The organism is Mesorhizobium sp. M7A.F.Ce.TU.012.03.2.1 (assembly GCF_004006095.1).
Lineage (GTDB): Bacteria > Pseudomonadota > Alphaproteobacteria > Rhizobiales > Rhizobiaceae > Mesorhizobium.
Genome location: NZ_CP034779.1, coordinates 1039329 through 1058978, shown reverse-complemented (window position 1 = coordinate 1058978; position 19650 = coordinate 1039329). Strand labels below are relative to the sequence as shown.

The following is a 19650-nucleotide window of genomic DNA, read 5'->3' as shown; positions in this document are numbered from 1 at the left end:
CCGTGTTTGACGTATAGCACCGCGGTTCAAGAAAACCGCCCGGCAGGGCATGCCGTGGCGGTTTCATTTGCTTTTCGGGCTTTGGTCGGCCTGAAGCGAACAAGAAGCGCGGTAGTGCGCCAACAATACGGAGTAGCAAAATGCCCAAGATGAAGACCAAATCGGCCGCCAAGAAGCGGTTCAAGATCACAGGTACGGGTAAAGTCCTGTCGGCTGCGGCCGGCAAGCGTCACGGCATGATCAAGCGTTCCAACAAGTTCATTCGAAATGCCCGCGGCACGATGGTTCTGGCTGAACCGGATGGCAAGAAGGTCATCAAGAATTTTCTGCCGAACGGCCTCTAAGGCATTCGGTCCGGACACGTTTTAAGGAGATCATGACATGGCACGCGTAAAAAGAGGCGTCACTTCGCACGCCAAGCACAAGAAGGTCCTGAAAGCCGCGAAAGGCTTCTACGGCCGCCGCAAGAACACCATCCGCATCGCCAAGCAGGCGGTGGAAAAGTCGATGCAGTACGCGTATCGCGACCGCAAGAACCGCAAGCGCTCGTTCCGCGCGCTGTGGATCCAGCGCATCAACGCCGCGACCCACGAGCATGGCCTGACCTATGGCCGCTTCATCGACGGCCTCAACAAGTCGGGCATCGAGATCGATCGCAAGATCCTGTCGGACATGGCCATCCACGAGCCGCAGGCTTTCGCAGCCCTGGTCGCCAAGGCCAAGGTGGCGCTCGAATATCTGAAGAACACCACGCCGAACGCTTTTGAAAGCGCTGTCGCCTAAGACCAGCGCTTCCCAAGCATTCGCAATTCTGATTTGGGGAACCCGCGCTGGCACGGCTGGCGCGGGTTTTCTTTTGCCTGAACTTCAACTTAAAAGTGACTTTCACTTTGAGCTGATTTCCAACGTAGCGAGTTTTGACCGTGAACGACGCAACCACTGGCCTGGATACGCTTGAAAACTCACTTCTGGCCGAAATCGCCTCGGCCGCCGATGAGCCGGCCATCGAGGCCGTGCGCATCGCTGCTTTCGGCAAGAAGGGCGCCGTGTCCGAGATGCTGAAGACCCTTGGCGCCATGACCGCCGAGGAGCGTCAGGTCAAAGGCCCCGCAATCAACGGACTCAAGAACCGCGTCACAGATGCGCTGACGGCGCGCAAGGCCGAGTTGAAAGATGTGGCGATCACCGCGCGCCTCGCCGCCGAAAAGGTCGATGTGACGCTGCCGGTGCGGCAGTCGCCGGCTGAGCGCGGCCGTATACACCCGATCAGCCAGGTCGTCGACGAGATTGCGGCGATCTTCGGCGACCTCGGTTTCTCCATCGCCGAAGGTCCCGATATCGAGACCGATTACTACAATTTCACCGCGCTGAATTTCCCAGAAGGCCATCCGGCGCGCGAGATGCACGACACCTTCTTCTTCCAGCCGGACGAGAAGGGCGAGCGCAAGCTTCTGCGCACCCACACTTCGCCGGTGCAGATCCGCACCATGGAGACGAAGAAGCCGCCGATCCGCATCGTCATTCCGGGCAAGACCTACCGGCAGGATTCGGATGCCACCCACTCGCCGATGTTCCATCAGGTCGAGGGGCTGGTGATCGACAAGACGGCCAACGTCGCCAACATGAAGTGGGTGCTGGAGGAGTTCTGCAAGGCCTTCTTCGAGGTGCCGCAGGTCAAGATGCGCTTCCGGCCGTCCTTCTTCCCGTTCACCGAACCGAGCCTCGAGGTTGATATCCAGTGTGACCGCTCCAGGCCCGGCGAAGTGCGCTTCGGCGAAGGCTCCGACTGGATGGAGATCCTCGGCTGCGGCATGGTGCACCCCAACGTGCTGCGCCATGGCGGGCTCGATCCGGACGAATATCAGGGCTTTGCCTGGGGGATGGGCATAGACCGTATCGCCATGCTGAAATACGGCATGCCGGACCTGCGCGCCTTCTTCGATGCCGACGTGCGCTGGCTGTCGCATTACGGGTTCAGGCCGCTCGACATGCCGACGCTGTTCGGAGGCCTGAGCGCATGACAGCGCCCTATGCCGGCGGCTGCCGCTGCGGCGCCGTGCGGTTCGAGGCATCAGTCGAACCGCATCACGTCAGCTATTGCCATTGCGGCGATTGCCGGCGGGCCAGCGGCGCGCCGGTGTCGGCCTTTGTCGGCTTCCTGGTCGATCAGGTCGCGTTCACCGGCAAGGCGCTGAAGATGTATGAGAACGGCCCGGTGACGCGCTCGTTCTGCGGCACTTGCGGCTCACCCATCGCCTATGTCGACGAGCGGCTGGAGGACGACATCTACTTCATGCTCGGCACCATGGACATGCCGGCCGATTTTGAGCCGACGCAGCATGCCTATGTCAGCGAACAGCTTGCCTTCCTGCATATATCCGACGACCTGCCGAGACATCTGAAAACAAGCGTCAAAAGACCAGACGGAACAGTCCCATGAAATTCACCCTCTCCTGGCTCAAGGACCACCTAGAGACCGACGCCACGCTTGACGAGATCGTCGAGCGACTGACCTCGATCGGCCTCGAAGTCGAGCATGTCGACGACAAGTCGAGCCTGAAACCCTTCGTCATAGCCAGGGTGTTGACGGCGGTGCAGCACCCCGATGCCGACCGGCTGCGCGTGCTGACTGTCGATACGGGCAACGGCAAACCACCCGTGCAGGTCGTCTGCGGCGCGCCCAATGCGCGGGCCGGCCTGATCGGCGCCTTTGCCGCGCCCGGCACCTATGTGCCCGGCATCGACGTGACGCTGACGGTCGGCAAGATCAGGGGCGTCGAAAGCCACGGCATGATGTGTTCCGAGCGCGAACTGGAACTGTCCGACGAACACCACGGCATCATCGACCTGCCCGAGGATGCGCCGGTCGGCACCAGCTTCGCCGCCTATGCGCATATCGACGATCCGGTCATCGAGATCAATTTGACGCCGAACCGGCCGGATGCGACCAGCGTCTACGGCATCGCCAGGGATCTGGCGGCGAGCGGGCTTGGCCGCCTCGTCGGCGGCGCCATCATGTCGCATGTCGGCAACGGCATGTGTCCGGTCAAGGTAACGATCGAAGCGCCGGAGCTTTGCCCCGGCTTCGCACTCAACCTGGTCAAGGGCGTCAAGAATGGGCCGTCGCCAAAATGGCTGCAGCAGCGGCTGATCGCCATTGGGCTGAGACCGATCAGCGCGCTGGTCGACATCACCAATTACGTCACCTTCGACCGCGGCCGCCCGCTGCATGTGTTCGACGCCAGCAAGGTTGCCGGCAATCTCGTCGTGCGCCGCGCGCGCGATGGCGAAAAGGTGCAGGCGCTCGACGGCCGCGAATACACGCTGACGCCGGAAATGTGCGTCATCGCGGATGACAACGGCGTCGAGTCCATCGCCGGCATCATGGGCGGCGAGCATTCGGGCTGCGACGAGAACACATCAGATGTGCTGATCGAATCCGCCCTTTGGGATCCGATCACCACGGCGCGCACCGGCCGCACGCTCGCCATCATCACCGACGCGCGCTACCGCTTCGAGCGCGGCGTGGACCCCGAATTCATGGTTCCCGGCGTCGAGCTGGCAACGAAACTGGTGCTCGATTTCTGCGGCGGCACGCCGACCGAAATGGAAGTCGTCGGCTACGCCGGCCACAAGTCGAAGATCGTTTCCTTCCCGCTTTCGGAAGTGAAGCGGCTGACCGGCATCGAGGTTCCCAGGGCGGAAAGCCTCGACATCCTGTCGCGCCTCGGCTTCAAGCCGGAGGGATCGGGCGATGTGGTCAATGTCGCCGTGCCGTCCTGGCGCCCCGACGTCGACGGCAAGGCAGACCTGGTCGAGGAAGTCATGCGCATCCATGGTGTCGACAACATCGCACCGCAGCCGCTCGGTGCGCATGACGCGGTCAATGCAAGGATCCTCACCACGCTGCAGGTCCGTACCCGCACCGCCAAGCGCGCGCTTGCCGTGCGCGGCATGATGGAAGCCGTCACCTGGTCGTTCATTCCGGCCAAGCACGCCGAGCTGTTCGGCGGCGGCCAGACCGCGCTGAAGCTCGCCAACCCGATCGCCGCCGACATGTCCGACATGCGGCCGTCGCTGCTGCCGGGCCTGATTGCTGCTGCCCAGCGCAATGCCGACAAGGGCATCGGCGACGTGGCGCTGTTCGAAGTCTCGGGCACCTATGAGGGCGACGGCGCCGACCAGCAGCGGCGCGTGGCCGCCGGCGTGCGCCGCGGCACCGCCAAGCTCGACGGCTCAGGCCGCAACTGGGCCGGCAATTCGGGTGCGGTCGGCGTGTTCGACGCCAAGGCCGACGCGATCGCCGCACTGGAAGCCTGCGGTGCGCCTGTCGACCGGCTGCAGATCGAGGCCGGCGGCCCGGCCTGGTATCATCCCGGCCGTTCCGGCACGATCAAGCTCGGTCCGAAAACCGTGCTCGGCACCTTCGGCGAATTCCACCCGAAGACGCTGGAAGGCCTTGATGTTTCCGGGCCACTGTGCGGCTTCGAAGTCTTCGTCGATGCCGTGCCCGAACCGAAGGCCAAGCCGACGAAAACCAAGCCGAAACTGGAACTGTCCCCCTTCCAGGCGGTCAAGCGCGACTTTGCTTTCGTCGTCGACAAAACGGTCGAGGCCGGCACGCTGGTGCGCGCGGCGCTCGCCGCCGACAAGAAGCTCATCACCGCCGTCTCGGTCTTCGACATCTTCGAAGGCGCTTCGCTGGGCGAGGGCAAGAAATCGATCGCCGTCGAAGTGTCGATCCAGCCGGTTGAAAAGACACTGACCGACGAGGATTTCGAGGCACTGGCCAAGCGTATCGTCGAGAATGTCGGTAAGCAGGCCGGTGGCGTTCTGAGGACGTAGCGCCCAAGGCGACTGAACTGTTAGCGATGGGGCTGCTCATCCGTCCACGGGACGGATGAGCAGCCGTTGCCGCAATGGTCAGAACCCGCCGCCGACCCTCAGGCCAAAGGCATGGCTGTAGCTGTCTTGAAAGCCGATTGTGCCGCGATAATCGAGCCCGATGGATAACCCTTGGTGCAGCAGCAGATCGGCGCCCAGGCCGATCATCACCTGGTCACTCGCCAAAGGCTGCGTCTGGAAGCCATAGACAAGGCCATCCGGACTATCCGCGTAGCGGATATCGACGCCGCTCGAGCCGGAGAATTCGTGAGTGTATTCAAACCGGAAGCGTGGTGTGAAGACGCCGAGGGCCACCGGCATGTCATAGCCGCCGGCAAGGCCAAGCGTGCCGCCGAGGCTGTCGACACTCTGCTTGCCGAAGCTCAGCGAATAGATGCCTGCTCCGGTTTCGGTAAACGCGTCGAGGCTCGAAGAGGATGCCGTCAACCTGGCGAACGGAGTGAGTCGCAGCCCGCCGACGCTATGATCGAAACCGGCAGTCAGCGAGCCGAAAATCTGGTCGCCGTCACGCTGACCGTCGGCAAAGCCGCCAACACTTGTCACGAAGCGCTTCGAATCGAAGCTGAACGAACCGTAGCCGGCCAGGGCATCGAGAAACAGGTTTTCGGCCGGGCGATAGCTTGCATAGAGCGTCGCGCTGTAGGCCTCGCCGGAACTCTCGGTGCCATTGCCGCCAATGTCGCTGTCGTCGCTGGAGTAGCCGACGGCCAGACCGGCGACGAAACGGTCGTTGAAACGGTAGTCGATGCCGGTGGTCATGTTGATCGAAACGGAGTCCCGCTCCGCGCTATTGTCAGGCAAACTATGGCCGAGATCGATGTGACCGCCGGCCCACAAGCCGAAGCCCAGCTTTGCCGCGTCGCCCCCACAATCGGATCCGTCTGGAAAGTCGACGCTGGCGGCATTGCCATCGGCGCCTTGGCCAGACAGTTCGAGCCCATTCGCAAAGGCCTTGCGGCACGCCTCGCTTCGCAAAGCGCCCATGCGATGGTTGATATTGTCTGTCTGCCCGGCGGCGAATTGCTGCACCGCTTGCGCCTGGGCATTGAGCAGCCCGGCGACCTCCGGATCGTCGGAGGGGTCCGGCCGCGTGGTGACGGTGATGGTCACCGTGGCCGGATCGGAAACGCCGCCGGGGCCGGTCAGTGTGTACGTTACGATGACGGTGCCTGAAAACACCGGCGAGGACGCGAAGGTCAGTAGGTAGTTGGGCGCGCCGGACAGCGTCGCCGTGCCGCCCTCGGCGGGGGCGCTGGACATGATCGCCGCGGCGCTGAATGGTTCGCCGGTAGCACCCGGCGTCAACGGCAGCGAAGCCGACATGCCGGCAACGATGGTCATGGTCCGTGACGGCGCCGTCGGTCGGGGCGCCGCAGCGATGTCCAGCGTATACTCGCGCCTTGCCCTGTTCTCGGAGGTGTCGAACACATCGACGGCAAAGGCAAATGATCCGCTCTCGGTCGGCGTGCCGCCGAGTGTGCCATCGGTTGCGAGCGAAACGCCTTCGGGCAGATTTCCGATGATCCGCTGAAACGTGTAAGGCGCGCCCACACCGCCGGTTGCGGTCAGCATCTGGCTATAGGGCTGCCCAACCTGGCCATTGGGCAAAGCTGCCGGTGAAATTACGATGGGCGGGCCAGTGGTGATCGCAAGCGTGTAGTCGCGTTCGCCGTTGTTGCCGACATGGTCCGTCGCCCGAATCCTGAAACTGTAGACGCCGGGGGCCGCTATGACCGGCCCGGAGAGGACGCCGGCACTGCTGAAGGCGACGGGCATGGAGCCCGAAACGATCGAGAACGTAAAGGGGCCGCCAGCACCACCCGAAGCCGTCAGCGCCTGGCTATAGGGCTGGCCAATCTGCGCGCCGGGCAAGGCAGCTGGTGAAATGACGACCGGGTTGTCCGCGATCACGATGGTGTAGTCGTGTTCGCCGCTGTTGCCGACATGGTCTGTCGCCCGGACCCTGAAACTGTAGACGCCGGGGGCGGCTATCACTGGCCCTGAGAGGACGCCGGCACTGCTGAAGGCGACGGGCATGGAGCCCGAAACGATCGAGAACGTGTAGGGACCGCCAGCGCCACCCGAAGCCGTCAGCGCCTGGTTATACGGCTGGCCAATCTGCCCGCCGGGCAACGCAGCAGGCGAAATCAAGACCGGGTTGTCCGCGATCACAATCGTGTAGTCGCGTGTGCCGGTGTTGCCGACCTGATCTGTCGCCAGGACTCTGAAATTATAGGTGCCGGGGGCGGCTATCACTGCCCCGGAGAGGACGCCGCCGCTGCTGAAGGAGACCGGCGTGACCCCCGAAGTGAGCGCGAACGTGTATGGCCCGCCAGCTCCGCCTGAAGCCATCAGCGTCCGATCATAGTGCTCACCAACTCTCCCATCCGGCAGCGTGGCCGGGGAAATCACGATCGGCTCCGCCGCAGCACTTGCATTGAGCGAGGCTGCGATCAGAACGCAGAAGGTCGCGGCAATCCAGAACCACTTCGCAGTCAATTTTGCCCTGTCGATCGGTCCTCTCGACGATGCTGCTGGCCAAACCGACGATATCTGCATGCCCAGGCTACTCCAGCCGGTGTGGAAAATTCCAATAGCAATCGTCCATGCCGGCAGATGGGCAGACGCGCATAGTCGTCAGATGACGAGGGTGGGCTGTTTTAGGGCCAGGCCGAGCATCATGGTCCGGTCACGTTGCAATCTGGCCACATCTTTGGTGGCGCTATGGGCGAAGCATTGCGGATACTTGCCGAATCGCTCTCCAAAGGGCGATGGATACTCTCTGCTATTCGGGCCTTCCTCTTGAAGAGCAGCGCGCGGCGTTTCTCGCCATCGTGCTTGCCGACCCGCTGTTACGCGACGCGCTGGCGCGGGCTCGCACGCTCGACCTGCCGGACTGGCTGGTGGTTTCCGGCGCGCTCTACAACAGTGTTTGGAACCATCTGACCGGCAAGCCTTCGGGGTATGGCATCAGGGATGTCGACCTGTTCTACTTCGATGACAGCGACCTCTCCTACGAGGCCGAGGACGCCGTTATTCGCCGCGCGGAGAAGCATTTCGAAGGACTGCCGCTGCCGGTCGAGGTGCGCAATCAGGCGCGGGTGCATCTTTGGTATCCGCAGAAATTCGGGCGGCCTTGCCCGCGCTATTCGAACGCCAGCGATCCCGTCTGCTATTTCGCGTCGAAGACGCACGCCGTCGGGGTTCGATACGATGCTGACGGGCAGCTGGTGTTGGTGGCGCCGTTCGGGCTGGATGATGTTTTTTCGTTCCGCATCACACCGAACCGGGTGATGGACAACCAGCAGACGCATGAGGTGAAGGGGGCGAGGGCGAGGGAGTGCTGGCCGGAGATTACGGTTGTGCCGTGGTGACCTCACCCTCCCCTTGTGGGGAGGGTCGATCCGCGCAGCGGAGCGGGGTGGGGGTCTTCGTAGGGCGCTCCCCCACCCCGTCCCGCTGTCTCCGCTTCGCTGCGACAGCGAGCCGACCCTCCCCACAAGGGGGAGGGGGAAGACCTAGCGGTTCACCAGTGCCAGCAACTCTTCGGTGTAGCGCTTGCCCATAACCTTGTTGGGCGACAGCGCGTCACCAATAGCCTGCACCTCGGCCGCGCTTAGCGCGATGTCCGCCGCCGCCGTGTTCTGCTCCAGATGGCGTATCTTGCGCGCGCCGGGGATCGGTACGATGAAATCGCCCTGGTGCAGCACCCAGGCCAGCGCCAGCTGTGCCGAGGTCACGCCCTTTTCAACAGCCAGCTTTTCCAAGGTGGCGATGACAGCGGCGTTGGCTTCCATCGCCTCGGCCTGGAAGCGCGGCAAGGTCCGGCGCCAGTCGCCGTCGCTCAAGGCCTCGGGCTTGGCGATCGTGCCGGTCAGCAGCCCACGGCCGAGCGGGCTATAGGGAACGAAGCCGATGCCGAGCTCGCGGCAGACGGCGAACACCTCGTCTTCCGGGTCGCGGCTCCACAGCGAATATTCGCTCTGCACGGCCGATACCGGATGCACGGCATGGGCCCGGCGAATGGTCGCGGCACTCGCCTCGGACAGGCCAAGCGCGCGCACCTTGCCCTCGCGCACCAGTTCGGCCATGGCGCCGACCGTATCCTCGATTGGCACGTTGGGGTCGACACGGTGCTGGTAGTAGAGGTCGATCACATCGGTGCCCAGCCGCTTCAGCGAGGCCTCGGCGACCGCTTTGACGTGCTCGGGGCGGCTGTCGACGCCAGCCATGCGGTCGAGGCCTGTACCTTCCTCCAGAATCCGGAAGCCGAATTTTGTCGCGATCGTCAGATGATCGCGCACCGGCTTCAGCGCCTTGCCGAGCAGGATCTCGTTCTCGAAGGGGCCATAGACCTCCGCCGTGTCGAAGAAGTTGACGCCGATATCGACGGCGCGATGCAGCGTGGCGATCGCATCGGCTTCCGCTTGGCCGCCATAGGCGAAGCTCATGCCCATGCAGCCGAGGCCGACGGGGTAGACGTTCAATTCAGTTCCTAGCTTGCGGGTTTGCATAACGCGTCTCCTTGTTGCGATGTGGGAGAAATAGCGCCTTGCCTTGTGTTCGATAATCGGCTTCCATCCGCACGGGCTGTACTAAAAGATAGATCAATGAATCGCGCGCATCTTTCCCAATTGGCCGTGCTGGCAACTGTCGCTCAATGCGGCAGCTTTCGGGGCGCCGCCAGGGAATTGGCCATCGCGCCTTCGGCTGTCAGCCACGCGGTATCCAGCCTGGAGGCGCGGCTTGGCGTTCGGCTGCTGGCGCGCAGCACACGCAGCGTCGCGCCGACCGAAGAAGGTGCGCAGTTGCTGGAGCGGTTGCGGCCGGCGCTGTCGGAGATCGACCTGGCGCTGGAGACGGCAATCGAGACGCGCGACCGGCCGGCCGGCAATCTGCGCCTGACCGTGCCGCGCACGGCAGCGCATTTGGCGCTGACGCCACGGCTGGGCGCCTTTGCGTCGGCCTATCCCGACATCGTGCTGGAGATCGTCATCGAGGACCGCTTCACCGACGTGGTGGAAGGCGGCTTCGATGCTGGCGTCCGGCTTGGCGAGAGCCTGCAGCGCGACATGATCGCGGTGCGCATCGGGCCGGACCTTCGCGGCGCGGTGGTCGGCGCCCCGGTCTATTTCGAGGTCAACCCCAAGCCGCGCCACCCGCGCGACCTGGCCGGCCACCGCTGCATCCGCTTCCGCTTCTCCAGCGGCATCCTCTACCGCTGGGAGTTCGAGAAAGGCCGCGAGACGATCGAGATGGCGGTGGAGGGACCGCTGATCCTCGACGAGGACCATCTGATCGCCCAGGCGGCGGTCGACGGCGCCGGGCTCGCCTTCGTCTTTGAGGACTATGTCCGCGCACCGCTCGCCGACGGCAGGCTGATCCGCGTGCTGGAGGACTGGTGCCCGCCCTTCGACGGCTTCTTTGTCTATTATCCGAGCCGCCGTCAGATGCGGCCAGCGCTCAGGGCCTTTGTCGATTTCTTCAAGGTGAGTGGATAAAGCGGGCTCGCCCCCCCCTTGGTGGAAGATAACCGGCATCGCGGTCGTTCACCAACGATGCAAACATCGATCACCAACAGCACCACCCGCTATGGCTGGGGCGCGATCATTCTTCACTGGCTGATTGCGCTGATCTTCATCAGCCAGTTCGGACTCGGCTTCGTCATGGTGCGGGTGACCAGCCAGCGCACCGCCTTCGAACTGATCCAGCTGCACAAATCCTTCGGCTTCCTGCTGCTCGGCCTGATCATCCTGCGCATCGTCTGGCGCTGCGGCAATACAACGCCGGCGCTGCCGGGCTCGGTCGGGACTTTGGAACGTCGGGCGGCACCGTTGGCCCATTTTGCGCTCTACGCGTTTCAGCTTGCCTTGCCCTTGTCCGGCTGGGCGCTGGTGTCGGTCTCGATGCTGGAGATACCCAGCCTGCCGTTCAACCTGTTCGTCATGCCGAACCTGCCGCTGGCCGAATCGGATGGTGCCGAAAGCTTCTGGGCGGCGGCGCATTGGTATCTTGCCTATGCCGGCATGGCGCTTGTGGCTCTCCACGTTGCGGCGGCACTGCGGCATCATTTCCAGCTCAGGGATGGCGTGCTCATGCGCATGATCACGCCTTCGTCAGATCCGGAATAGAGCGAGCGGTTCATTCGTTCATGGAGTGAGGGCGCGAGAAATGCGCTGCCTCCAACAAGGAACATCCCCATGTACACGCGCATCCTCGGATTTGCGGCGGTCGCCGCTTGCCTCGCCATGCCTGTTTCAGCGGCCGTCGCGCTTGGTGACGCCGCCGGCAGCTATTCGATCAGCCCGGCCAACTCCAGCATCCGCTTCTCCATCGGCAAGGTCGGCGGCGGCGGCCTGAATGGCGCCTTCGCCCGCTTCAAGGGCTCGATCCGCATCGACAACAGCGATGTCGGGCACTCGCAGGTCAATTTCACCATCTTTCCCGAAAGCGTTGGCACCGGCCAGAGCCGTATCGATGCCTTCCTGCGCTCCGACGCGGTGTTTGATGCCGCCAACAACCCGGAGATCCAGTTCCGCTCTACCAGCGTGACCCGAACCAGCGACACCACGGCCCTCGTCAGCGGCCGGCTGACGGCGCGCGGCAAGACGTTTCCGGAAAAGTTCACGGCCGAGCTTGGCGGTCTCAAGGCCGGGACGATCAAATTCCATGTCACCGGCAAGGTGCTGAGGTCGCGCTACGGCATGGATGTCGGCACGCCAATCTATTCCAACATCGTCGACTTCGACATGACGCTGACCGGCAAAAGGGGCTGACCCTCGTCATTGGCTTTTCCGGCGATTTCGGGCAAACCTCGTTGCCTGTAATTGTGATGGAGAAGCCTGATGTTCCGATGGGGTGTGTTGTCGACGGCCAAGATCGGCCGCGAGCATTTGTTGCCGGCGATGGTCGAGGCGGAGAACGGCGTGCTGTCGGCGATCGCCAGCCGTGACCTGTCGAAGGCCAAGGCGCTGGCCGAGCGCTTCGGCGCGCGCCATGCCTTCGGCTCCTATGAGGAACTGCTTGCCTCCGACGAGGTCGATGGCGTCTACATCCCGTTGCCGACCTCGCAGCATGTCGAATGGGCGGCCAAGGCCATCGAAGCCGGCAAGCACGTGCTGGTCGAAAAGCCGCTGGCGCTCGACGCCAAGGACATCCTGCCGCTGATCAAGCTGCGCGACCAGAAAAAGGTGCTGGTCTGCGAGGCCTTCATGGTCATCTACCACCCGCAATGGATCAAAGTACGCGACCTCATCGCCAGCGGCGCCATCGGCCGGCTGCGCCATGTGCAGGGTGCCTTCTCCTACTACAATGTCGACCCCAGCAACATGCGCAACCAGCTCGACCTCGGCGGCGGCGCGCTGCCCGATATCGGCGTCTACCCGACCGTGTCGACGCGCTTTTCGACCGGCAAGGAGCCGCTGCGCGTGCAGGCGACGATCGAGCGCGACAAGACATTCGGCACCGACATCTACTCCTCGATCCGCGCCGATTTCGGCGACTTCGAGCTGTCCTTCTATCTGTCGACGCAGATGGCGGCGCGCCAGGTGATGGTGTTCCACGGCGAGAAGGGTTTCATCGAGTTGTTCTCGCCCTTCAATGCCGGGCTCTACGACCACCACCGCGTCGAACTGCACAACCAGAACCACACCGAGGCGCAGGTGTTCCGCTTTCCCGGCACGCAGCAATACCGGCTGGAGGTCGAGACCTTCGCGCGTGCAGCACAGGGCGGCAAGGAGCGCGTCTTCACGCTGGAGGAATCCGTGCTCAACCAGAAAGTCATCGATGCCATCTTCCGCGCCGGCGGCAAAGAAGGCTGGGAGACCGTCTGACCCCTTGCAATTGAAGTAGCCGGCTAATTCTGGGAGGAAAGATGGCTGACGATGCGGACGTGATCATTGTCGGCGCCGGCCTTGCAGGGCTGGTTGCCGCCGCCGAGCTTGCCGAGGCCGGCAAGAAAATCATCATCGTCGACCAGGAGCCCGAGCAGTCGCTGGGCGGCCAGGCATTCTGGTCGTTCGGCGGCCTTTTTCTCGTCGATTCGCCCGAGCAGCGGCGCATGCGCATCCGCGATTCGCATGACTTGGCGTTGGAAGACTGGTTGGGCACCGCGGCTTTCGATCGGCCGGAGGATTTCTGGCCGCGCAAATGGGCGGAAGCCTATGTCGGCTTCGCCGCCGGCGAGAAACGCTCCTGGCTGATGCAGCGCGGCCTGAAATTCTTTCCTGTGGTCGGCTGGGCCGAGCGGGGCGGCGGCAATGCCATCGGCCATGGCAATTCGGTGCCGCGCTTTCACATTACCTGGGGCACCGGCCCCGGTGTGCTCGAACCGTTCGCCCAGCGCGTGCGCGAGGCCCAAAAGCGCGGATTGATCAGTTTCAAATTCCGCCACCGCGTCAATGAACTGACGCGGACGGGTGCTGTTGTGACCGGTGTGCGTGGCGACATCCTGCAGCCCAGCGCTGTCGAGCGCGGCCACAAGAGTTCGCGCGAAATATCAGGCGATTTCGAGCTTCACGCGCAAGCGGTGATCGTCGCCTCCGGCGGCATCGGCGCCAACCATCAGCTTGTGCGGGAAAACTGGCCGCAGCGGCTGGGCGCGGCACCGAAGCGCATGATCACCGGCGTGCCCGATCATGTCGACGGCCGCATGCTGGCGATCACGGAACGGGCCGGCGGTTCGATCATCAACCGCGACCGCATGTGGCACTATGTCGAGGGCATCAAGAATTGGGCGCCGGTCTGGACCGATCATGCGATCCGCATCCTGCCCGGCCCGTCATCGCTGTGGCTCGATGCGCGCGGCAAGCGCCTGCCGGTGCCGCTCTATCCCGGTTTCGATACGCTGGGCACACTCAGCCACATCATGAGCACCGGCTTCGACTATTCCTGGTTCATCCTGACCAAGAAGATCATCCAGAAGGAGTTCGCGCTGTCGGGCTCCGAACAGAACCCGGACCTGACCGGCAAGAGTTGGCGCCAGGTGCTCGGTCGCGCCACATCGGGCATTCCGAGCCCGGTCAAGGCGTTCATGGAGAAGGGCGAGGATTTCATCGTCGAGGCCGACTTGCCGACGCTGGTCGCGCGCATGAACGCGCTTGCCGGCGGCGAGCCGCTTCTTGAGGTAGCCCAAGTCGAGCGCGAAATCCGCGCCCGCGACCGGCAGCTCGACAACCCGTTCTCCAAGGACATGCAAATCACCGCTCTGCGCGGGGCGCGCGCCTATCTCGGCGACCGGCTGATCCGCACGGCCAAGCCGCACAAGATGCTCGATCCGGCAAACGGCCCGCTGATAGCGGTGCGCCTCAACATCCTGACGCGCAAGACGCTGGGCGGCCTGCAGACCGATCTCGACAGCCGCGTGCTGGGTGCCGATGGCCAGCCGGTTGCGGGACTCTACGCCGTCGGCGAAGCCGCCGGTTTTGGCGGCGGCGGTGTGCATGGTTATGCGGCGCTTGAGGGCACCTTCCTCGGCGGCTGCATCTTTTCCGGCCGCAGCGCCGGCCGTGCGGCGGCCGCTTCGGTGGGATGAGCCGGGGCCGGTCGGTCCTCAGAGTCCAGCCGCGATCACCAGCGCCAATCGCCCTGTCCAAGCGCGGTCACCGCATCGACGATCCGGGTGAAGCTTGCGCGGGCGCGGCCGACCGTGTGCCGGCCTCGGAGATAACCATGCACCAGCCCCGTTTCCTCGAACCAGGTTGCGCGTCCGCCCGCCGCCACGACCAGGTCGTGATAGCTCTCGCCATCCGACGACAGCGGGTCGCACTCGGCGGTGATCAGTACTGTCGGCGGCAGGTTGGAGAAGTCGGTGTCGGCGAGCGGCGACAGCGTGATGTCCCCGGTCCTATCCACGCCGCTGGTGCGGATGTGCTTGTAGAATTCGAGATCGCGGATGGTCAGCATCGGCGCTTCGGCGTGCTTGACATAGGAGCCTTTCGCGCGGTCTCCGCCGAGGCCGGGATAGATCAGCACCTGGCCAACCGGCCTTTTCGAACGGTCACGCGTGGCGTGACTGACGGCGGCGCAGAGATTGCCGCCGGCGCTGTCGCCGCACAGCACGATAGGATGATCGCGATTGGCGGCGGCCCATTCGAAGGCGCTCATCGCATCGTCGAAGGCCGCCGGATGCAGATGCTCCGGCGCCAGCCGATAATCGACCGAGACCACCTCATAGCCGGTGCGGGCACAGAGCTCGGCGCAGACATCGTCGTGGCTGTCCAGCCCACCGAGGATGAAGCCGCCGCCATGGACATAGAGCACCGTCACCGCAGCTTTGTGTGTGCTTCGGTAGGTGCGGATCGGGATGTCGTGCGTGGGCGTCGCAATGGCTGAGGTTTCGACCGCCACGCCTTCGGGATAGCCGGCAAAGAATTCGCGGCACATGCGGTCATAGATCCCGCGCTGCTGCGCGATCGTGTAGTCGATCGTGTCGGGCGGATAGTAGGAATTGGTCCGCTCTATGAACGCCCAGGTCTCGGCGTCGATGAGGGTTTTGTAATCGGTCATGGGTGCTGGAAAGGCGCCCAAGGCTGAGCCAGGGCGCCCCCCTCTGTCCTGCCGGACATCTCCCCCTCAAGGGGGGAGATCGGATGTTGCGAAGGCTTTCGCCAACCTTCTGCGTCGCAAGAAGAGCGCAGAGATCGAAGCTGCCAATCTCCCCCCTTGAGGGGGAGATGTCCGGCAGGACAGAGGGGGGTGAGCGCTGTCATTTCGGCAACAATCCTCATTTCCCCTTCCACACCGGCTCACGCTTCTCCGCAAAAGCGCGAAAACCCTCCATGCCGTCTTCGGAGCCGTAGAGGGCATCGACCGTCGGCAGCTGGCGCCGCGTCACCTTGTTCATTGCATCCTGGAAGGTCAGCGCCTCGGCCACACGCGCGGTCTCCTTGATCGCTGCAAAGACCAGCGGCGGGCCGCCTGCGAGCAGCCGGGCGATCTCCCAGACACGGTCCTCGAGCTTCTCCTTGGGCAGCACTTCGTTGACCAGGCCCCAGCGATGCGCCTCGGCCACATCCATCCAGCGGCCGGTCAGCAGAAGGTCCATGGCGACATGGTAGGGGATGCGCTTCGGCAGTTTGATCGTTGCCGCGTCGGCCAGCGTGCCGGCGCGGATTTCGGGGAGCGCGAAGGAGGAATGATCGGAGGCATAGATGAGGTCGCAGGACAGCGCCAGCTCGAAGCCGCCGCCGACCGCCATGCCGTTGACGCAAGCGATCACCGGCTTGTTGAGGTCGCGCAATTCTTGCAGCCCGGCAAAGCCGCCGACGCCATAGTCGCCATCGACGGCATCGCCGCCGGCAGCGGCTTTGAGGTCCCAGCCGGCACAGAAGAACTTGTCGCCGGCGGTCTTGACGATGGCGACGCGCAATTCCGGATCGTCTCGGAATGCCTTGAAGGTCTCGCCCATCAGCCGAGAGGTCTTCAGGTCGATGGCGTTGGCTTTGGGCCGGTCGAGGGTGACCTCGAGGATGGTGCCCTCGCGGCGGGTCGAAATGACGTCAGACATTCTTGTTCTCTCCCAGCACCAGCAGTGCGTCGGCGATCCAGGCGCCCTTGCCTTCGCTGCAGACGATCAGCGGGTTGATGTCGAGTTCCTCGATCTCACCGGCATTCTGCTGCACGAAGGCGGCAATGCCCGAAATGGCATCGATGGCAGCCGCGACATCGGCTTTTGGCCGGCCGCGATAGCCCTCGAGCAGCGGGAACAGTTTCAGGCCGCGCAGCGCCGCCTCGATATCGTCGCGCGTCGCCGGCAGCATCAGCGTGACGCTGTCGCGCAACATTTCGACCAGCACGCCGCCGGTGCCCAAGGTCATCACCGCGCCGAACATCGGGTCGCGGGTGAAGCCGACGATCAGTTCCGCGACACCGTCGCGCACCATGCGCTCGACATAGAGCCCGGTGCCGAGCGGCAAGAGGTCATGCGCCGCGGTGCTGACGGATTCGGCATCCCTGAGGTTGAGCCTGACGGCGCCAACTTCGGATTTGTGGCTGACGCCGAGCGCCTTCAGTGCGACGGGAAAGCCGAGCGCCATCGACGAAATCACCGCCTCGACCGCATTGGCGGCCCGTTCGCCTTTCGGCACCGGCAGGCCGGCCTTGATCAGCCGCGATTTTGCTTCGGCCTCGTCGGGCGTGACATGGTCGCCACCAGGCGCACCGGCAGCAGAAGTGTCGATCGGCTGCGCCTGCGGTTCGGCCCAAGCCCAGCCGATGAAGGCCGCCGCCCCGGCGGCATCCATGGCTTCCGAAATGCCGAACAACGGCACCATGCCGCGCGCCATCAGTTCGGCGGTGTACTCCTCCGGCAGGTTTTCCGGCAGCGACGAGACGATCGCGCCATGCGCCTTGTTGGTCTTCAGCGCCGATTCGAAGGCGCGCAACGTCGCCCACCAATCGGTGACCGAACAACGATCAGGTCGCGGAAAATCCAGCACCAGCATGTTGAGGTCGAAGCCGCCCGACACCATGGCGGTGAAGGTGGCGGTCATCGCCGGCTCGTTGTTCCAGATGAAGGTGTGATAGTCCAAGGGATTGGCGACCGCGACCAGCGGCCCGAGCGTCGATTTGACATGGGCGCGGTGGCTGTCGGTCAGCACAGGGAAATTGACCCAGCGCCCTTCGGCGCTGTCGGCCATGACGGAGGCCTCGCCGCCGGAGCAGCTCATCGACGACAGCCTGTAGCCGGGCAAAGGTCCGGTGATGTGCAGCAGCTTCAGCGCCTCGATAAAGGCGGGGATCGAATCGACACGCGCAATGCCGAGCCGCCGCAGGAACGCACCCGAGGCCGCGTCCGAGCCGGCCAGCGAGGCGGTGTGCGAGACGGTCGCCTGCCTGGCCTGTTCGGAACGGCCGACCTTCATGGCGATGATCGGCTTTTTCAGCTCGCGCGCCCGTGCCGCCAGCCTCTCGAAGCCGGCTACCGAATCGAAGGCCTCGATATGCAGGCCGAGCGACGTGACCCGCTCGTCCTCGATCAGGCCGAGCGCCATTTCGGACAGACCGGTCTGCGCCTGGTTGCCGGCGGTCATCAGGAAGGCGATCGGCAGGCCGCGCCTCTGCATGGTCATGTTGATGGCGATGTTGGAGGACTGGGTGATGATGGCGACGCCCTTGCCGCCCTCGGCCAATCTTATGCCGCCATGCTGGTCGGGCCACAGCAGCGCGCCGTCGGCATAATTGATCAGACCGTAGCAATTCGGCCCGATGATCGGCATCGAGCCGGCTGCGGCGACCAGCTCGGCCTGCAGCCGCTCGCCATCATCGTCATAGGCCTCGGTTTCGAGGAAGCCGGCGGCAAAGCAGACGGCGCCGCCGGCGCCGCGCTCGGCCAGCGCCTTGATCACCTCGATGGTCAAATGCCGGTTGACGCCGACAAAGGCAGCATCGGGCGCGCCCGGCAGGTCAGCCACCGAACGATAGGCCTTGCGACCGGCGACCTCGTCCTTGGTCGGATGCACCGGCCAGATCTCGCCGGCAAAGCCCATCTTGATCGATTGCGCGACGACGGCCGCGGCCTGCGCACCGCCGAAGACGGCGATCGATTTCGGCCGCAGGAGACGCTCAAGTTTATGCATATGTTATGCCCCGAACGGACGCAGCAGCGCCCTTGAAATAATGTGGCGCTGGATCTCTGACGTGCCTTCCCAGATGCGCTCGACGCGCGCGTCGCGCCAGATGCGCTCCAGTGGCAAATCGTCCATCAGTCCCATGCCGCCATGAATCTGGATCGCCTCATCGGCAACGTATGCAAGCATCTCGGTGGCCTTCAGCTTGGCCATGGCCATGTCCTGATCGGTGACAGTGCCCTGATCGTACTTCCAGCCGGCTTCGAACACCATCAGGTCGGCGGCCTTCAATTCGGTCGCCATGTCGGCAAGCTTGAACGACACGCCCTGGAACTTGCCGATCTGCTGGCCGAACTGCTGGCGCTGCGCGGCATACTCGATGGCATGGCCAAGCGCCCGCTCGGCGCGGCCGAGGCAGGTGGCGCCGACCTGCAGCCGGGTGGCGCCGAGCCATGAATTGGCGACGTCGAACCCCTTGTGGACTTCGCCCAACACTTGGGCGGCGGGAAGCCGGCAATCGTCGAATTCGAGGATGGCGTTGGTGTAGCCGCGATGCGAGACGTTGCGGTAGCCATCGCGGACGGTGAAGCCCTTCGTCCCTTTGTCGACGAAGAATGCGGTGATCTTCTTGCGCCTGCCGCGCGGCGAATCCTCTTCGCCTGAGGCCATGAAAACGATGGCAAAGTCGGCGAGGTCGGCGTGGGAGATAAAATGCTTGGTGCCGTTCAGCACCCAGTCGTCGCCGTCCTGTACGGCGGTCGCCTTCATGCCGCGCAAATCGGAGCCTGCGCCCGGCTCGGTCATCGCCAGGCAGTCCCATTTCTCGCCGCGGATGCAGGGGAACAGATATTTCTCGCGCTGCTCCGGCGTGCCGGCCAGGAGGATGTTGGAGGGCCGCGCCACGCAAGTCCAGTGCAGCGCGTAATTGGCGCGGCCAAGCTCCTTTTCGTAGAGCAGCCAAGTCACCGTATCGAGGCCAGCACCGCCGACATCGGCCGGCATGTTGGCGGCATAGAGCCCAGCTTCGATCGCCTTGACCTTGATCTCCTCGATCAGGTCGCGGCGCAGCACGCCGGTGCGCTCGACCTCGCGCTCATGCGGGTAAAGCTCGTTCTCGACGAACGCACGCGTCGTCTCGACGATGAGCCTCTGTTCCTCCGACAGCCCGAAATCCATG

Annotated in this window: 17 protein-coding genes; 11 read left to right on the top strand and 6 right to left on the bottom strand. The window is 64.0% G+C overall.

Annotated features, from left to right (window positions below):
* Nucleotides 1-140: 140 nt before the first annotated feature.
* The 5 genes from rpmI to pheT all read left to right on the top strand — a co-directional run bounded on the left by rpmI (nt 141) and on the right by pheT (nt 4845).
* Nucleotides 141-344, top strand: coding sequence for a 50S ribosomal protein L35 (rpmI, locus tag EJ079_RS05030; RefSeq protein WP_006201248.1), 204 nt, complete (start codon nt 141-143; stop codon nt 342-344).
* A gap of 37 nt (nt 345-381) precedes the next feature.
* Complete coding sequence (gene rplT, locus EJ079_RS05025) at nt 382-783, top strand: 50S ribosomal protein L20 (protein WP_023672281.1); 402 nt, start codon at nt 382-384, stop codon at nt 781-783.
* Between the two features lie 140 nt (nt 784-923).
* On the top strand, nt 924-2021 hold the full coding sequence (gene pheS / locus EJ079_RS05020) for a phenylalanine--tRNA ligase subunit alpha (RefSeq protein ID WP_127808258.1): 1098 nt from the start codon (nt 924-926) through the stop codon (nt 2019-2021).
* Nucleotides 2018-2440 (top strand): GFA family protein, encoded by a 423-nt coding sequence (locus EJ079_RS05015; protein WP_127328541.1) that lies wholly within the window; start codon nt 2018-2020, stop codon nt 2438-2440. The genes pheS and EJ079_RS05015 overlap by 4 nt, the downstream gene beginning before the upstream one ends.
* Nucleotides 2437-4845, top strand: a complete 2409-nt coding sequence (gene pheT / locus EJ079_RS05010; RefSeq protein WP_127808257.1) for a phenylalanine--tRNA ligase subunit beta — start codon at nt 2437-2439, stop codon at nt 4843-4845. The genes EJ079_RS05015 and pheT overlap by 4 nt, the downstream gene beginning before the upstream one ends.
* 78 nt (nt 4846-4923) lie before the next feature.
* On the opposite strand, the gene EJ079_RS05005 is transcribed toward pheT, so the two are convergent.
* A complete protein-coding gene (locus tag EJ079_RS05005; RefSeq protein WP_164873730.1) occupies nt 4924-7404 on the bottom strand; it encodes an autotransporter domain-containing protein in 2481 nt (826 codons plus the stop codon).
* Between the two features lie 272 nt (nt 7405-7676).
* Between EJ079_RS05005 and EJ079_RS05000 the strand changes: the two genes are divergently transcribed.
* Nucleotides 7677-8279 carry a nucleotidyltransferase family protein gene (locus tag EJ079_RS05000; protein ID WP_127808255.1) on the top strand — a complete coding sequence of 201 codons (603 nt, stop codon included), beginning with the start codon at nt 7677-7679 and terminating at the stop codon, nt 8277-8279.
* 144 nt (nt 8280-8423) lie between these two features.
* Here EJ079_RS05000 and EJ079_RS04995 read toward each other — a convergent pair whose 3' ends face one another.
* A complete protein-coding gene (locus tag EJ079_RS04995; RefSeq protein WP_127808254.1) occupies nt 8424-9419 on the bottom strand; it encodes an aldo/keto reductase in 996 nt (331 codons plus the stop codon).
* Between the two features lie 96 nt (nt 9420-9515).
* On the opposite strand from EJ079_RS04995, the gene EJ079_RS04990 reads away from it, so the two are divergent.
* From EJ079_RS04990 to EJ079_RS04970, 5 genes are all read left to right on the top strand, one after another.
* Nucleotides 9516-10406: a LysR family transcriptional regulator gene (locus EJ079_RS04990; RefSeq protein WP_127266811.1), complete on the top strand. Its 891-nt coding sequence runs from the start codon at nt 9516-9518 to the stop codon at nt 10404-10406.
* A 57-nt stretch (nt 10407-10463) separates the two neighbouring features.
* A complete protein-coding gene (locus tag EJ079_RS04985) occupies nt 10464-11036 on the top strand; it encodes a cytochrome b (RefSeq protein ID WP_127808253.1) in 573 nt (190 codons plus the stop codon).
* Nucleotides 11037-11105: 69 nt separating this feature from the next.
* Complete coding sequence (locus EJ079_RS04980) at nt 11106-11681, top strand: YceI family protein (protein ID WP_127808252.1); 576 nt, start codon at nt 11106-11108, stop codon at nt 11679-11681.
* A 69-nt stretch (nt 11682-11750) separates the two neighbouring features.
* Nucleotides 11751-12737 carry a Gfo/Idh/MocA family oxidoreductase gene (locus tag EJ079_RS04975; RefSeq protein WP_127321839.1) on the top strand — a complete coding sequence of 329 codons (987 nt, stop codon included), beginning with the start codon at nt 11751-11753 and terminating at the stop codon, nt 12735-12737.
* A 41-nt stretch (nt 12738-12778) separates the two neighbouring features.
* A complete protein-coding gene (locus EJ079_RS04970) occupies nt 12779-14437 on the top strand; it encodes an FAD-binding dehydrogenase (RefSeq protein WP_127808251.1) in 1659 nt (552 codons plus the stop codon).
* A gap of 35 nt (nt 14438-14472) precedes the next feature.
* Here EJ079_RS04970 and EJ079_RS04965 read toward each other — a convergent pair whose 3' ends face one another.
* From EJ079_RS04965 to EJ079_RS04945, 4 genes are all read right to left on the bottom strand, one after another.
* A complete protein-coding gene (locus EJ079_RS04965; protein WP_127808250.1) occupies nt 14473-15411 on the bottom strand; it encodes an alpha/beta hydrolase in 939 nt (312 codons plus the stop codon).
* Nucleotides 15412-15628: 217 nt separating this feature from the next.
* Nucleotides 15629-16411, bottom strand: coding sequence for a carnitinyl-CoA dehydratase (locus EJ079_RS04955; protein ID WP_127270028.1), 783 nt, complete (start codon nt 16409-16411; stop codon nt 15629-15631).
* A complete protein-coding gene (locus EJ079_RS04950) occupies nt 16404-18482 on the bottom strand; it encodes an acetate--CoA ligase family protein (RefSeq protein ID WP_127808249.1) in 2079 nt (692 codons plus the stop codon). The genes EJ079_RS04955 and EJ079_RS04950 overlap by 8 nt, the downstream gene beginning before the upstream one ends.
* Nucleotides 18483-18485: 3 nt before the next feature.
* A complete protein-coding gene (locus tag EJ079_RS04945) occupies nt 18486-19649 on the bottom strand; it encodes an acyl-CoA dehydrogenase (protein WP_127398681.1) in 1164 nt (387 codons plus the stop codon).
* Between the last annotated feature and the right edge of the window lies 1 nt (nt 19650).

Coding starts and splice junctions, on each gene's coding strand:
- rpmI (WP_006201248.1), top strand. CDS start 141: ATGCCCAAGATGAAGACCAAATCGGCCGCCAAGAAGCGGTTCAAGATC.
- rplT (WP_023672281.1), top strand. CDS start 382: ATGGCACGCGTAAAAAGAGGCGTCACTTCGCACGCCAAGCACAAGAAG.
- EJ079_RS05015 (WP_127328541.1), top strand. CDS start 2,018: ATGACAGCGCCCTATGCCGGCGGCTGCCGCTGCGGCGCCGTGCGGTTC.
- pheT (WP_127808257.1), top strand. CDS start 2,437: ATGAAATTCACCCTCTCCTGGCTCAAGGACCACCTAGAGACCGACGCC.
- EJ079_RS05000 (WP_127808255.1), top strand. CDS start 7,677: ATGGATACTCTCTGCTATTCGGGCCTTCCTCTTGAAGAGCAGCGCGCG.
- EJ079_RS04995 (WP_127808254.1), bottom strand. CDS start 9,419: ATGCAAACCCGCAAGCTAGGAACTGAATTGAACGTCTACCCCGTCGGC.
- EJ079_RS04990 (WP_127266811.1), top strand. CDS start 9,516: ATGAATCGCGCGCATCTTTCCCAATTGGCCGTGCTGGCAACTGTCGCT.
- EJ079_RS04985 (WP_127808253.1), top strand. CDS start 10,464: ATGCAAACATCGATCACCAACAGCACCACCCGCTATGGCTGGGGCGCG.
- EJ079_RS04980 (WP_127808252.1), top strand. CDS start 11,106: ATGTACACGCGCATCCTCGGATTTGCGGCGGTCGCCGCTTGCCTCGCC.
- EJ079_RS04975 (WP_127321839.1), top strand. CDS start 11,751: ATGTTCCGATGGGGTGTGTTGTCGACGGCCAAGATCGGCCGCGAGCAT.
- EJ079_RS04970 (WP_127808251.1), top strand. CDS start 12,779: ATGGCTGACGATGCGGACGTGATCATTGTCGGCGCCGGCCTTGCAGGG.
- EJ079_RS04965 (WP_127808250.1), bottom strand. CDS start 15,411: ATGACCGATTACAAAACCCTCATCGACGCCGAGACCTGGGCGTTCATA.
- EJ079_RS04955 (WP_127270028.1), bottom strand. CDS start 16,411: ATGTCTGACGTCATTTCGACCCGCCGCGAGGGCACCATCCTCGAGGTC.
- EJ079_RS04950 (WP_127808249.1), bottom strand. CDS start 18,482: ATGCATAAACTTGAGCGTCTCCTGCGGCCGAAATCGATCGCCGTCTTC.
- EJ079_RS04945 (WP_127398681.1), bottom strand. CDS start 19,649: ATGGATTTCGGGCTGTCGGAGGAACAGAGGCTCATCGTCGAGACGACG.